This window comes from Nisaea nitritireducens, assembly GCF_014904795.1.
GTDB lineage: Bacteria > Pseudomonadota > Alphaproteobacteria > Thalassobaculales > Thalassobaculaceae > Nisaea > Nisaea nitritireducens.
Genome location: NZ_JACZFS010000009.1, coordinates 324,474 through 337,196, shown reverse-complemented (window position 1 = coordinate 337,196; position 12,723 = coordinate 324,474). Strand labels below are relative to the sequence as shown.

General features: G+C 59.4%; 11 protein-coding genes and 2 tRNA genes. 4 read left to right on the top strand and 9 right to left on the bottom strand.

What is annotated here, in order from left to right; genetic code table 11:
• Window positions 1-105: 105 nt before the first annotated feature.
• The 5 genes from clpP to IG629_RS03155 all read right to left on the bottom strand — a co-directional run bounded on the left by clpP (window position 106) and on the right by IG629_RS03155 (window position 5,495).
• A complete protein-coding gene (clpP, locus tag IG629_RS03175) occupies window positions 106-747 on the bottom strand; it encodes an ATP-dependent Clp endopeptidase proteolytic subunit ClpP (RefSeq protein WP_226886416.1) in 642 nt (213 codons plus the stop codon).
• A 72-nt stretch (window positions 748-819) separates the two neighbouring features.
• The gene (tig, locus tag IG629_RS03170; protein WP_193170523.1) at window positions 820-2,301 is read right to left on the bottom strand and encodes a trigger factor; all 1,482 of its coding nucleotides are present in this window, start codon (window positions 2,299-2,301) and stop codon (window positions 820-822) included.
• A 63-nt stretch (window positions 2,302-2,364) separates the two neighbouring features.
• Window positions 2,365-2,449, bottom strand: a tRNA-Leu gene (locus IG629_RS03165).
• 87 nt (window positions 2,450-2,536) lie between these two features.
• On the bottom strand, window positions 2,537-3,955 hold the full coding sequence (locus tag IG629_RS03160; RefSeq protein ID WP_193170522.1) for a malonyl-CoA decarboxylase: 1,419 nt from the start codon (window positions 3,953-3,955) through the stop codon (window positions 2,537-2,539).
• A gap of 31 nt (window positions 3,956-3,986) precedes the next feature.
• Window positions 3,987-5,495: an NAD(P)H-hydrate dehydratase gene (locus IG629_RS03155; RefSeq protein ID WP_319024999.1), complete on the bottom strand. Its 1,509-nt coding sequence runs from the start codon at window positions 5,493-5,495 to the stop codon at window positions 3,987-3,989.
• A gap of 114 nt (window positions 5,496-5,609) precedes the next feature.
• On the opposite strand from IG629_RS03155, the gene IG629_RS03150 reads away from it, so the two are divergent.
• Window positions 5,610-5,996, top strand: coding sequence for a DUF423 domain-containing protein (locus IG629_RS03150; protein ID WP_193170521.1), 387 nt, complete (start codon window positions 5,610-5,612; stop codon window positions 5,994-5,996).
• Window positions 5,997-6,020: 24 nt separating this feature from the next.
• Here the strand turns inward: IG629_RS03150 and IG629_RS03145 are convergent.
• Window positions 6,021-6,097: transfer RNA gene (locus IG629_RS03145), tRNA-His, on the bottom strand.
• Between the two features lie 93 nt (window positions 6,098-6,190).
• Window positions 6,191-7,354, bottom strand: a complete 1,164-nt coding sequence (locus tag IG629_RS03140; protein ID WP_193170520.1) for an aminotransferase — start codon at window positions 7,352-7,354, stop codon at window positions 6,191-6,193.
• A gap of 203 nt (window positions 7,355-7,557) precedes the next feature.
• On the opposite strand from IG629_RS03140, the gene IG629_RS03135 reads away from it, so the two are divergent.
• The 3 genes from IG629_RS03135 (at window position 7,558) to glnA (ending at window position 10,890) form a co-directional block, all read left to right on the top strand.
• On the top strand, window positions 7,558-8,724 hold the full coding sequence (locus IG629_RS03135; RefSeq protein WP_193170519.1) for a pyridoxal phosphate-dependent aminotransferase: 1,167 nt from the start codon (window positions 7,558-7,560) through the stop codon (window positions 8,722-8,724).
• A gap of 212 nt (window positions 8,725-8,936) precedes the next feature.
• Window positions 8,937-9,275 (top strand): P-II family nitrogen regulator, encoded by a 339-nt coding sequence (locus IG629_RS03130; RefSeq protein WP_028464826.1) that lies wholly within the window; start codon window positions 8,937-8,939, stop codon window positions 9,273-9,275.
• Between the two features lie 205 nt (window positions 9,276-9,480).
• The gene (glnA, locus tag IG629_RS03125) at window positions 9,481-10,890 is read left to right on the top strand and encodes a type I glutamate--ammonia ligase (protein WP_193170518.1); all 1,410 of its coding nucleotides are present in this window, start codon (window positions 9,481-9,483) and stop codon (window positions 10,888-10,890) included.
• 171 nt (window positions 10,891-11,061) lie between these two features.
• Here the strand turns inward: glnA and IG629_RS03120 are convergent, their stop codons facing one another.
• Complete coding sequence (locus IG629_RS03120) at window positions 11,062-11,901, bottom strand: DMT family transporter (protein ID WP_193170517.1); 840 nt, start codon at window positions 11,899-11,901, stop codon at window positions 11,062-11,064.
• 155 nt (window positions 11,902-12,056) lie between these two features.
• Window positions 12,057-12,692, bottom strand: a complete 636-nt coding sequence (locus tag IG629_RS03115) for a ParA family protein (RefSeq protein WP_193170516.1) — start codon at window positions 12,690-12,692, stop codon at window positions 12,057-12,059.
• Between the last annotated feature and the right edge of the window lie 31 nt (window positions 12,693-12,723).

Here is a 12,723-nt window from a genome sequence, read left to right as displayed (position 1 = left end):
AAAAAATCATGTCATGCCAGACAACGGCTGTAGAGCCCGGTGCGGACATGCCGCAGAACAGCCCCGTCAGCCATCTCGGGCGGGGCCGCTCTCGTTCCCGGTCAGTCAGCTCTTGGCGTCGTCTTCTTTGGCGTCAACAGGCCGTTTATCAACGACTTCGTCGATCAAACCGAACTTTTTAGCTTCATCCGGCACCATGAAATTATCGCGTTCCATGCCGGTTTCAATCTCGTCGACCTTGCGGCCGGTATGCTTCACGTAAATTTCGTTCAGACGCGCACGCGTCTTGAGGATTTCACGGGCATGAATCTCGATATCGCTGGCCTGCCCCTGGAATCCGCCGGACGGCTGATGGATCATAATTTTCGCATTCGGCAGGCAATAACGCTTGCCCGCGGCGCCCGCCGTCAGCAGCAGAGAGCCCATGGATGCCGCCTGACCTATGCAGACAGTCGAAACGTCCGGGCGGATGTATTCCATCGTGTCGTACATCGCCAGACCGGAGGTCACGACCCCGCCCGGAGAGTTGATGTACATGGAGATGTCTTTCTTCGGGTTCTCGGCTTCCAGATACAGAAGCTGAGCGCAGACGACACTCGAAATCGCGTCGTTGATCGGGCCGACAACAAAGATGATCCGCTCTTTCAGGAGGCGGGAATAGATATCGTAGGCCCGCTCCCCGCGGTTGGTCTGTTCGACCACCATGGGGACCAAGGAGTTCATATAGATCTCTGCGGGATCATGCATTGTGTCGGCCTTCATCGGGTTACGTCGCAATCGGTTGGGTAATCAGCATATGGGACGTCCAGTCCCAGATGACTACCCTTCCGCAGCGTCGTCTGTTTTTTTCGTTTTTGCAGCAGGCTTTTTCGCCGGAGCCTTCTTTTTTGCAGCAGGCTTTTTGGCCGCAGCCTTCTTTGCCGGCTTTTCCTCGGAGGCCGAATCGGCTTCGTCTTCCTTGAAGAGATCTTCCGCAGCCACCGTCTTGTCGGTCACCTTGGCCATCTCGACAATGAAGTCGACAATCTTGTCCTCAAGCAGCGGCGCCCGGATGTTGGCCTGGGCCTGTGCGTTCTGCTGGTAGAACTGCACGACCTGCTGTTCCTGCCCCGGATATTTGCTGGCTTCCTGATAGATCGCCCGGGCGACTTCCTCGTCACCGATCGAAATATTGTTCAGGCGGCCGACTTCCTGCAGCAGGAGACCGAGACGCACCCGACGTTCGGCAATACCGCGATATTCTGCCTTGTCCTCGTCGCTGAGCGACTCGTCGGCGGCATGCTGATGCGCGTGATCATGGTCATGATCGTGGTCGTGGTCGTGGTCATGATCATGCTGCTGCGGCTTCACAGCCTGGCAGATCGCGTCATATTCGGCCTGCACCATGCCTTCCGGCACTTCGAAGGAATGCTGCTTCTCGAGAGTGTCGAGCAGAGTCCGCTTCAGTTTGGTGCGGGCGGCACCAACATATTCCTGGGACAGCTGACCCTTGATGGCTTCCTTCAGAGTGTCGAGATCGTCCATGCCAAACAGCTTGGCGAACTCGTCATCGATCTTCGGATCGGTCGTCTCGCGGATTTCGGTGACTTCGGTCTCGAAGACGGCTTCCTTACCCGCAAGGGTGGCCTGGCCGTAATCTTCCGGGAAGGTGACCTTGACGTCGAGCTTGTCGCCGGCGTTCACACCGATCAGCTGGTCTTCGAAGCCCGGAATGAACGTGCCGGAGCCAAGTTCCAGTTGATGACCTTCGGCAGCGCCGCCATCAAATGCCTCACCGTCGACCATGCCCTTGAAGTTGATCACGACGATGTCGCCGGACTTGGACTTCCGCTTGCGCTTGATCGGCTCGGAGCTCTTGTGCTGGGTGGCAAGCTTGCCGATGGCTTCATCCAGATCGGAGTCGCTCGGCTCGGCAGTCAGACGCTCAAGCTCCAGGGTGGAGAAATCGATCGGGGTGATTTCCGGCATGATGTCGACCACCATGCTGAACTCGAGATCGCCACCTTCGTCGAACTTGGTGATCTCGATCTGCGGCTGCGTCGCTGCCCGGAGATCGCGCTCATCGAGAGTCTTCTGAGACGTCTCGTTGACGGTTTTCTCCAGCACTTCGCCCATCACAGAAGGACCGTAGCGCTTCTTCAGGAGCGCAACGGGAACCTTGCCCGGACGGAAACCCGGCATCTGGATGGTCGGGGCAAGCTGCGTCAGACGCGCATCGACCTCGCCGTTAATCGTCTCGGCGGGAATCACGACCTGGAATTCGCGCTTCAGGCCTTCGGAGGAAGTTTCAGTAACCTGCATTGGTTTTCGCTCAATCTGCTTCGTCTGCGTACGCCCACGATACTCGCGCCATGGCCAATTCGATGGTGCGGGTGAAGGGACTTGAACCCCCACGGCTTTCGCCACCAGAACCTAAATCTGGCGTGTCTACCAATTCCACCACACCCGCGAGCCCTCTTGGCGTCCATGGAGGCGCCATGTCGTATAGGACCGGCATGGCTATCCGAACCGGCCCGGCGCGTCAACAGTTATGGCGTCAGTCGCGAAGCAGCGATTTCACTGAGGAAGAGACCGCGATTTTCCCGGAGGAGGAATAGTCACCGCTATTACTCTCGATGTCGCTCACCCGATACAGATAATTGATCATCATCCCGTGGGCCTGGGCGAGACCTTTTTGCGACGTATCACCGAGCCAGTTAAGCCGTTCCATACGGGCGCCGTTCGACAGATGGAAATGCGCGACAGGGTCTTTCGCCTTGCCGTCCGGACGGCGCTCTTCGTGGAGATAATGCGCCGCCATACGGCTAATCGGCGTCTTCAGAGCAGTCGTGAGGTGCTCGTCCCTGAACCAGTTCGTCCTGCCGAGCGCGGATTTCAGCAATTCCCCGTCGGTCTTGCCTTCAACCAGCTGAGTGAGTGCCTTGCGCTCCGTGTTGGTCAGCTCGAAGGCATCTTCATCAAGCGTCCGGGCTGACCATTTACCGAACCCCGGAATCGGCGACAGCGTCGCGAACTTTTTCAGGTTCGGCACGTCGTGCTTCAGCAGCTCGACAACCCGCTTGATCAGGAAATTGCCGAAGCTGATGCCGACAAGTCCCTTCTGGGCGTTGGAGATCGAGTAGAAGATCGCCGTAGTCGCCGCAGAGACATCCCCCCTCGGCGCATCCGCGTCGAGGATGTCATGCACGTTGGCCGCCATTTCCGGCACCAGCGCGACTTCGACGAAGATCAACGGCTCGTGCGGCATAGCCGGATGGAAATAGGCAAAACAACGCCGATCGGAATCGAGTCGGTTCTTCAGATCGTCCCAGGAGCGGATTTCGTGCACCGCTTCGTAGGCGATCAGTTTTTCCAGAATCGCCGCCGGGCTTTCCCAGGTGATCTGTGTCAGCTCGAGAAGCCCAACATCGAACCAGGCGCTCAACATCTCTTGCAGATCGTCGGAAAGCGCCTTGATGGCTGGCTCCGTACGGGCGTATTCAAGCATCACGACCCGCATGTCCACGAGGAATTTCACACCTTCAGGCAGCGTGGTGAAGCGTTTCAGAAGGCGGCGCCAGCGTGGCTCAAGAGCGCGGCGCAAGGTGGCTTCCGCTTTCACCCTTGCCTTGTCGTCTTTCGCAGCCTTGAGCCCGTCGATCGCCGTATCGACGCCGGTGCGGTCAATTCCGTAATTTTCCGCCAGAAGCTTCAGGAAACGGAGCTGTCCTGCCGGTTCAAGCGCCAGATACATCCGGCCGAGATCGGCGGCACGAGCGCGGGCGGATACTTCGTCCGCGCGTACCGTCAGGCAATCTTCCATCTGCTGCCGGACGCGCTCCAGATCCTCGTCGGGAAGATCCGGGCGCGGCAAGCCGGAGAGCATGTGACGCGTGGAATCCGAAAGCCCCGACCATGCCTGTCGCAGGTTGGTAAGGGTCCGGTCGATGAAACTGGTCGGTTGATCGTTTGGCATAGTTGAAAGATGGCCCAGCTGATGGTTGGCTTCAACGCTCTGTTGGTGAAGAATTTAAGGAAAAGTTCGCCCATCCAAGATCATCAGCGAAAACTCGCGGAAAAATCGTCGGTAAATCTTCGGCGATCAGCCCCGGTCCGAAGCGGCTGGCCGCCGCACCGTTTATCCAGACAGCGGCCGCCGCCGCCTCAAAAGCCGGCATGCCTTGCGCAAGCAATCCCAGAATCGTGCCGGCCAGAACGTCCCCGGTGCCGCCGGTCGCCAACCAGGGCGGCGCGTTGCTATTGATTGCCGCACGGCCGTCCGGCCCGGCAATCACCGTGTCCGGCCCTTTCAGGACCACCACTGCGCCGACAAGGCTGGCGGCAGCACGCGCCCGCTCCAGCTTGCTGCCTGAGCAATCGGGGAACAGCCTTGCGAATTCACCCTGGTGCGGGGTCAGGACGGTCGGTCCATTGATCAAGCGGGAGAGCGTCTCGGCCTCGTCCGCGAAAACCGTCAAGGCATCGGCGTCCAGCACAACAGCCTTGTCCGCCCGCAACGCCGTTTCGCAGATCCGCCGCGTATGCTCCGTGACACCATGCCCCGGTCCGACGAGAACCGCGTTCTTGCGTGCATCTCCAAGCAGGTCCTCGAAAGTGCCGGGCTCGCTCACAGGCACCGTGATGACGCCCGGAGCATCGGCCGCGAACAGCGAACACAAGGCCTCGGGCGCCGCTATACTCAGAAGCCCCGCCCCGGCCCGACGGGCCGCCCGTGCGGCGAGACGTCCGGCACCGGTCATAGGCCCGCCGCTGATAACGGCGTGGCCGCGGGTGTATTTATGACTGGCTGCATCAGGTTGCGGCAGCGTCGCGGCCCAAAGATCCGGGGCATTTTCGAAAGTTGACGCCCGTACTTCGCGGAGCACGTCTGTCCGGATCCCAATATCGGTAACGACGAGCTCTCCCGAAAGGGCGCGTCCGGGGTAAAGCAGGTGTCCCGGCTTCTTCCGGAAGAACGTGACGGTTATCACAGCCGGAACGGCAATCCCGCGCACGGCACCGGTGTTCCCGTCGACACCACTCGGCATGTCGATCGCAACAGACGTCAGAGACCCCTCGCGTACCATCGACCCGGCACGCTTCAGGAAATCGTATGGAGTACCGCTGATATCGCGCGCCAGTCCGGCACCGAAAAGCGCGTCGACAAGCAATTCCGCCTCATCAAGCAGCTCGGGGGTCAGTGCGGCAACCGGACCACCCCACTTAGCAGCAGCGAGCGCCGCATCGCCCTTGAGGTCCTCAAGCTTCCCCAACAGTGCCAGCGTTACGTCCCAGCCCCGCTCCCGCAGCAACCGGGCGACAACAAAGCCGTCACCGCCATTATTTCCGGGGCCACAAACGACGAGTGTCCGGCGAGGCGTAAACCGGGCGGCAATAACGTCGGAGGCGGTCCAGCCGGCGGTTTCCATCAACTCGATACCGGGCGTACCGCCACTGATCGTTATCCGGTCCGCCTTCCCCATATCCTCGACACTGAGCAGCGTCAGATCGTCCACATGCCTCTCCAGATCTTGAGTCGGGCGGAGGATAGGACGAGAGTGCCGGTCTTGGAATGCGGTAAATCCGCGCTGCCCCAGTCACCTCGCTCACAACAAGCCCTGGAATTCCCCATGACCGTTCTGAACCGTGCTCTTTGGATCGCCCTTGGATTTGCCGGCCTGATTGCCGTCGGTATAGGTGCGTACGGCGCACATGCAGCCGGTTTCGACGATGTCGCCCATGACCGGTTTGCCAGCGCCCTGCTCTATCATCTGGTCCATCTCGGCGCACTGGCAGCCGCCCTGCTACTCGTTGGACGTAAAGCCTCACGGCTGGCCACGGCAGGCGCGTGCCTGTTTCTGCTCGGGATTCTGCTTTTCTCGGGATCGCTCTATGTCAGCGCATTCAGCGGTGGCGCCACGCCGACCACGCTCGCCCCGTATGGCGGCATGTCGTTCATGCTTGGATGGCTGGCACTCGGCATTGCCGGCGCCCGCTCTGTCCCTGGAAAGTATTAAGGGGAGGAATATCAAAAGGGGGAGTGGGGCGAGTGATGGGTCTTGAACCCACGACCTCCAGATCCACAATCTGGCGCTCTAACCAGCTGAGCTACACCCGCCACAAATCCGCTCGCACATTCGCGAGGGCCGTTTACCTACTGTAACACAGCAGGCCCGTCAACCGGTTTACCGTGTCGAAATGCCGGTTCTTTTCAGCCGCCGAAATGCGCCGCCAGCCGGGCGACCGCATCGTCCAGAACAGCATCTTGCTTGGCGAAGCAGAAACGGATGAAGTTCTTCGACGCCTCGCCGGAGTAAAAGCCGCTGACCGGCAGGGCGGTAACGCCGGCTTCGGTCGTTATATGGCGGCAGAATGCGGCATCGTCTCCGTCAAAACCTAGCCCGGAAATATCGACGAACTGAAAATATGTCCCTTCGCATTCGACACAGTCGAACCCGTTGATCCGGCTCAATCCGTCCGCGAGACGGTCGCGCTTGGCCTGCATCGTATCCCGCAATCCGTTGAAATAGCTGTCATCCTGGCCGAGACCAAAGGCGACTGCGCGCTGCAGGTTCGGCGCTGTGGTGAAAACCAGGAACTGATGCGCCTTGGAAATAGGCTGCAACAGCTCCGCCGGTGCGGTCACATAACCCACCTTCCAGCCAGTCACCGAAAAGGTCTTGCCGGCGGAACCGATCCGAACCGACCGCTCACGCATGCCCGGCAACGTCATCAGTGGATGATGCTGGCGGCCGTCGAAGGCCATATGTTCGTAGACTTCATCACAGACTGCGTAGCAATCGTTCTCGATCACGGTCTCGGCGACAGCTTTCAGCTCCTCCTCCGTGAACACCTTGGAAGCCGGGTTCATCGGGGAGTTCAGAATGACGAGCTTGGTCTTCTCGCTGAACGCAGCCTTGAAAGCCGCAATGTCGAGCTTCCATTCCGGTGGCCGCAGGGTCACCACTTTGGGAATGCCCCCTGCCCGCTTGATGATTGGCAGATAGCAGTCATAGGTCGGCTCGATCAGCACGACCTCGTCGCCGGGCTCGATCAGACCGAAGAAGCACGCCGCCAGACCTTCTGTCGCCCCGGTGCTGACCATGACCTCGCTCTGCCAATCGACATCGAGGCCATAGAACCGATTGTTGTGATGGGCGACAGCCTGCCGCAATTCCGGAACGCCGAGCATCGGCGGATACTGGTTCGGCCGGTCGAACAGAAAATTCGACGCCTGCTGCAGAACCGCGTCCGGGCCGCAGTCATCGGGAAACCCCTGCCCCAGATTGATGGAGCCATGCTCTATCGCCAGACGCGACATCACCTCGAACACTGTCGTTCCGAACGAGGAAAGGAGGCTGTTTGCAGGCTTCATTGGCGCGACTCCGAGGGTTTCCGGAAAAAGAGTGGCATGGCGCTTAGCCCAAGGCTGCAGCCAATGCAAGGCTCCCGCAGCGGTGCTGCAACGCAGCACATATTGCACGTGACGAAACTGCCAATTGAGCGGCCCTTTCCGCACCGCTATAAGGGCCTCACGGAAATTAATAAATTCCCGATAAAATCGGAAGGAACAGGGACATGACCAAGCTCGCGGAACGACTGAACCATCTCGGGACGGAAACCGCATTCTCCGTTCTAGCGCGGGCCAATGCACTTGCCGCCGAAGGCCGCAGCATCATCAATCTTGGTATCGGGCAGCCGGACTTCCGCACCCCGGACAACATCGTCGAGGCAGCGGTCAAGGCCCTGCATGACGGGCATCACGGCTACACACCGGCAAACGGCATTCCAGCTCTTCGTGAAGCGGTCGCCGCCAACCTGGAAAAACGCCACGGTGTTGCCGTCGATCCGGGCCGGGTCCTGGTCGTGCCCGGAGGCAAGGTGACGATGTTCCTCGCCATGATGATTTTCGGCGAGCCCGGCGCGGAAATCATGTTCCCCGATCCCGGATTTCCGATTTACCAGTCCGCCATCGAATTCTCCGGCGCCAAGGCTGTCTCCATCCAGCTGCGCGAGGAGAACGGTTTTGCCTTTTCGGCCGAGGAAGTTCTGGCAGGCATTACCGAGCGGACTCGGTTGATCATCGTGAACAGCCCGGCCAACCCGACCGGCGGCGTCGTGCCCCGGGCCGAATTCGACAAACTTGTGGCCGGCCTGCAGGCCTGGCCGGATGTCGCTATCATGAGCGACGAGATTTACAGCGAGATGCTCTATGACGGCCGTGAACATGTCAGCCTGCTGCAATATCCCGAAATCGCGGATCGCCTGATTCTGCTCGACGGCTGGTCCAAAACCTATGCCATGACCGGCTGGCGCCTCGGTTACAGCGTCTGGCCGAAAGACATCTTCCCGCACGCCGAGAAGCTTTGCGTGAACATTCATTCCTGCGTCAACGCGGCGGCACAGTACGCCGGCCTTGAGGCTCTGACAGGTCCTCAGGACGCTGTTTCGGAAATGCTCGTGGCCTTCGACGCGCGCCGCAAGGTGATCGTCAAGGAACTGAACGACGTCCCCGGCTTCCGCTGCATCGAGCCGGGCGGCGCGTTCTATGCCTTCCCGAACATCGAAGGCACCGGCATGAAAGCCCAGGCACTGCAGGAAAAGCTTCTGGAGGAAGCCGGTGTGGCAGTGATTGCCGGCACCAGCTTTGGCGGCTTCGGCGAGGGCTATCTCCGCTTCTCCTACGCCAATTCGACCGAAAACATCGTCGAGGCGATTGCCCGCATCAAGAAATGCCTCGCATAGGCTGCACCGATGACGTCCTGCCTCTTTTTTGCTGCCTGTTTTTTAATCAGGTGCGCGAAATTGGAGCAGAAAAATACCTGACCCACCCATAACACGCCCCCCTACTCCCAATGATTTCAATTGGTTACGATTTTTTGTGTAACTGGCATGCAGCATGCTCTTAGGGGGGCGTGACCCGAAGCACGGGACATCAATGAGAAGAGCAAGGCGCAATGAAAAAAATCGAAGCCATCATCAAGCCCTTCAAACTCGACGAGGTAAAGGAAGCGCTGCACGAAGTCGGGATCCAGGGGATCACCGTGACCGAAGCCAAAGGCTTCGGGCGCCAGAAAGGGCACACCGAACTCTATCGCGGGGCCGAGTACGTCGTCGATTTTCTCCCCAAGGTGAAAATCGAGGTCGTTATGGAGGACTCGCTGGTCGAGCGGGCAGTGGACGCCATACAGTCCGCAGCGCGAACCGGTCGTATCGGTGACGGAAAAATCTTCGTCTCTACTGTCGATGACGTTATCCGTATCCGAACCGGTGAATCCGGTGGCGATGCCCTCTAGGACCCGATAAACCCGCTCCTCCCGGTGGGAGGACGTAAACCACCCAACCGGAATCGGTTGGATTAATGAATTCGTCGGGGCCGGACAGAAACTCGGAACCCCGTCAAACCAGGGACGCTCGGCCAGAAAGGCTTTCGGACAAACCGCCAACGGTTGCTCCGAACGCCCGGAGAGGCAACGACCCATCAAGTCAGGAAGGAAGACTATGTCTGATGTGAACACCGTTTTGAGCATGATCAAGGAACACGACTGCAAGTTCGTTGATCTCCGTTTCACGGATCCGCGCGGCAAGATGCAGCACGTGACGCAGGCCATCGAAACGATCGACGAAGAAAGCCTCGTTGAAGGCTTCATGTTCGACGGTTCATCCATCGCCGGCTGGAAAGCAATCAACGAATCCGACATGAGCCTCAAGCTGGACCTGTCCACGGCTCGCGTCGATCCGTTCTTCGCACAGCCGACCCTGATGATCCTCTGCGACGTTGTGGATCCGATCACCGGCCAGCCTTACGAGCGTGATCCGCGCTCCACGGCAAAGGCCGCGCTGAGCCATCTGAACAGCCTAGGTATAGGCGATACCGCGTTCTTCGGCCCGGAAGCCGAGTTCTTCATCTTCGAAGACGTGAAGATCAAGACCGGCTCCAATATCGGCTATTACGAAGTCGATCACCCGGAAGGCCCTTACAACTCCGCCCGCTCCTATGAAGAGGGCAACATGGGTCACCGCCCGGGCGTCAAGGGCGGCTACTTCCCGGTCCCGCCGGTAGACAGCGAACAGGATCTGCGGAGCGAGATGCTCTCGGTCATGGGCGAAATGGGCGTGTCGATCGAAAAGCACCACCACGAAGTTGCCCCAGCCCAGCATGAGCTTGGCATGAAGTTCGGCACGCTGATCGAAACCGCCGATGCCCTGCAGATGTACAAATACGTCGTGCATAACGTCGCCCATGCCTATGGCAAAACCGCGACCTTCATGCCGAAGCCGATCGCTGAAGACAACGGCTCGGGCATGCACGTTCACCAGTCCATCTGGAAAGACGGCAAGCCGCTCTTCGCGGGCAATGGTTATGCCGACCTCTCCGAGATGTGCCTCTACTACATCGGCGGCATCATCAAGCACGCGAAGGCACTCAACGCCTTCTCGAACCCGACGACCAACAGCTACAAGCGTCTGGTTCCGGGCTTTGAAGCTCCGGTTCTGCTCGCATACTCCGCGCGCAACCGTTCCGCTTCCTGCCGTATTCCGTTCGTGAACAGCCCGAAGGGCAAGCGCGTCGAAGTCCGGTTCCCGGATCCGGCCGGCAACCCGTACCTGACCTTCTCCGCCATGCTGATGGCTGGCCTTGATGGTATCCAGAACAAGATCCATCCGGGCGACCCGATGGACAAGGATCTGTACGACCTGCCGCCGGAAGAACTGGCCGATATCCCGACCGTTGCCGGCAGCCTGCGCGAAGCGCTGGAATGCCTCGATGCGGACCGTTCGTTCCTGACCCAGGGCGATGTCTTCACCAACGATCAGATCGATGCCTATATCGAACTGAAAATGGACGAGGTCATCCGCTTCGAACAGACCCCGCATCCGGTCGAGTTCGAGATGTACTACTCCGTCTAAGGCAACGGGCGGCCGGAGTTTCCGGCCGCTTCGTCTTGGACGTCTCCAAGTCCTTTCGCCGGTGCGCTTTTATCCGGCGGAAGGCTTCCTCCCAAAACTCGGGCCGCCTCGTGCGGCCCGTTTTTTTGTGCCGGTTTTGTGAAGCTCGTTCTGTGAGGACGGGCCGCCGGTTCAGGCAACAACACGCGGCCGGGCAAATGCGATGACAAGACCGCTGGCCACGATAAGCCCGCCTCCAGCAAGCAGATGCAGCCCCGGGATCTCACCGAAAAACAGCAAGCCGAAGAGCGCCGCATAAATCAGCGTGCTGTAATAGAACGGCGCGATAAAGCTGGCCTCACCAATCGCTGCGGCTCGGATAAACAGCAATTGCCCGCAGACCATCACCGAGCCCACTCCGATAAGATAGGGGAGCTGAGCCAAGTCAGGCATCTGGAAGACCGGAATAGCCGCACATCCCGATATCACAGCGCCCGACAGATTATTGATGGCGAGTATGGTCAGAGGGTCGTCGGACTGCGCGAGCAGACGGATGGTCACCACCTCCGCTCCGACCAGAACCGCAGACAAGAGCGCCACCAGGGCTCCCGTCTGAAGTACACCGGCCCCAGGCTGGTTCATGATCACCACCCCGACGAGCCCGAGCGCCGCTCCAGCCCATCGCAGCGGCACCACGCGCTCACGCAGGAAAAGGATCGCGAAGATCATGGCGAAGATCGGGCTGGTCCAGGCAATCGCAATCGCGTCGGCCAATGGCATCATACCGACTGCCGCGAAGGAGGCCGTGACCCCGGCGGCTCCGAAGATGATGCGCAGTCCATGCGTGATCGGAATTCGTGTCCGAAACACACGACGACCACGGCGCAAAATGAAAGGCAGAAGGGTCAGAAACCCGAATGCAAAGCGCGCGAAGGCGATTTGCAGAGGGTGAAGATCCGGGCCGACTTCCAGGATCTGTACCCCCTTGGCACAGGCATTAGCCCCCGCGAAGAAGGCACAGGAAACAATCACAAGAAATGCTGTCTTAAATGCGTGTCCCGCCGGCATTTTCTGAATCCCATCAGAATTTCTACCGGCGGATCATCGGGAGCACAGTCACCTGCCGCAACCAACATTGTTACAGGCCAGCCGGCGCAAAAATGTACAAGCGCGGTGACGATCCGAAATCATGCGGACAAACGTGATTCCTCGATAAAGTCGATGAGCGGCTGAAGGTCCATCACATGATCGTAGGTGCGCCGGCTCGGCAATTCCATAATGGCCAGACCGTCCTGCGCAGCCTGGGCAAAGAGTTGCGTATCCCGCAGCGTCGCGACGGTGGGAAAACCGAGATCTTCGAGAAAATGGTTCAGGCGCTCGGCCGCCTTGGTACGCAGCCGTACCCGATTGCCGACAAAGGCGACCGCCCGTTTGTTTTTGCGAATTGGCTTCAGATCCGCGAGCTGATCCATGAAGCGCCTGGTCCCGTCTTCGTCAAATGCCGAAGGCAATACCGGAATAACGATGACGTCCGCGCGTTTCACCACGTCCTTCACCACATCGCGGCTCATCGCGGCAACACAATCCACGACGAGAACATCAGTCTTCTTGCGCGGCTTGGCACCGTCTTCTTCGAGATCGACACCGCTGATCTTTGGCACTTCCGCCGGACGCCTGCGCAGCCAGCCCAACGAGCTTTGCTGCAAATCCAGGTCACCCAAAGCTGTCTGCAAGCCCCGTCCCGCATAGTGCGCCGCCAGTGTCGTCGCCAGCGTGGTCTTTCCTGCGCCGCCCTTGGTATTCGCTACCGCAATGGTAAACATTTCTTCTCCGTCTCGTTGCCGCGGCTCTCGC

What these genes read in the sequence shown, in the direction of transcription:
- IG629_RS03135 (WP_193170519.1), top strand. Translation starts at nt 7,558, where the DNA reads ATGACCAAGCTCGCGGAACGACTGAACCATCTCGGGACGGAAACCGCA.
- IG629_RS03130 (WP_028464826.1), top strand. Translation starts at nt 8,937, where the DNA reads ATGAAAAAAATCGAAGCCATCATCAAGCCCTTCAAACTCGACGAGGTA.
- IG629_RS03140 (WP_193170520.1), bottom strand. Translation starts at nt 7,354, where the DNA reads ATGAAGCCTGCAAACAGCCTCCTTTCCTCGTTCGGAACGACAGTGTTC.
- IG629_RS03150 (WP_193170521.1), top strand. Translation starts at nt 5,610, where the DNA reads ATGACCGTTCTGAACCGTGCTCTTTGGATCGCCCTTGGATTTGCCGGC.
- glnA (WP_193170518.1), top strand. Translation starts at nt 9,481, where the DNA reads ATGTCTGATGTGAACACCGTTTTGAGCATGATCAAGGAACACGACTGC.
- IG629_RS03115 (WP_193170516.1), bottom strand. Translation starts at nt 12,692, where the DNA reads ATGTTTACCATTGCGGTAGCGAATACCAAGGGCGGCGCAGGAAAGACC.
- tig (WP_193170523.1), bottom strand. Translation starts at nt 2,301, where the DNA reads ATGCAGGTTACTGAAACTTCCTCCGAAGGCCTGAAGCGCGAATTCCAG.
- IG629_RS03160 (WP_193170522.1), bottom strand. Translation starts at nt 3,955, where the DNA reads ATGCCAAACGATCAACCGACCAGTTTCATCGACCGGACCCTTACCAAC.
- clpP (WP_226886416.1), bottom strand. Translation starts at nt 747, where the DNA reads ATGCATGATCCCGCAGAGATCTATATGAACTCCTTGGTCCCCATGGTG.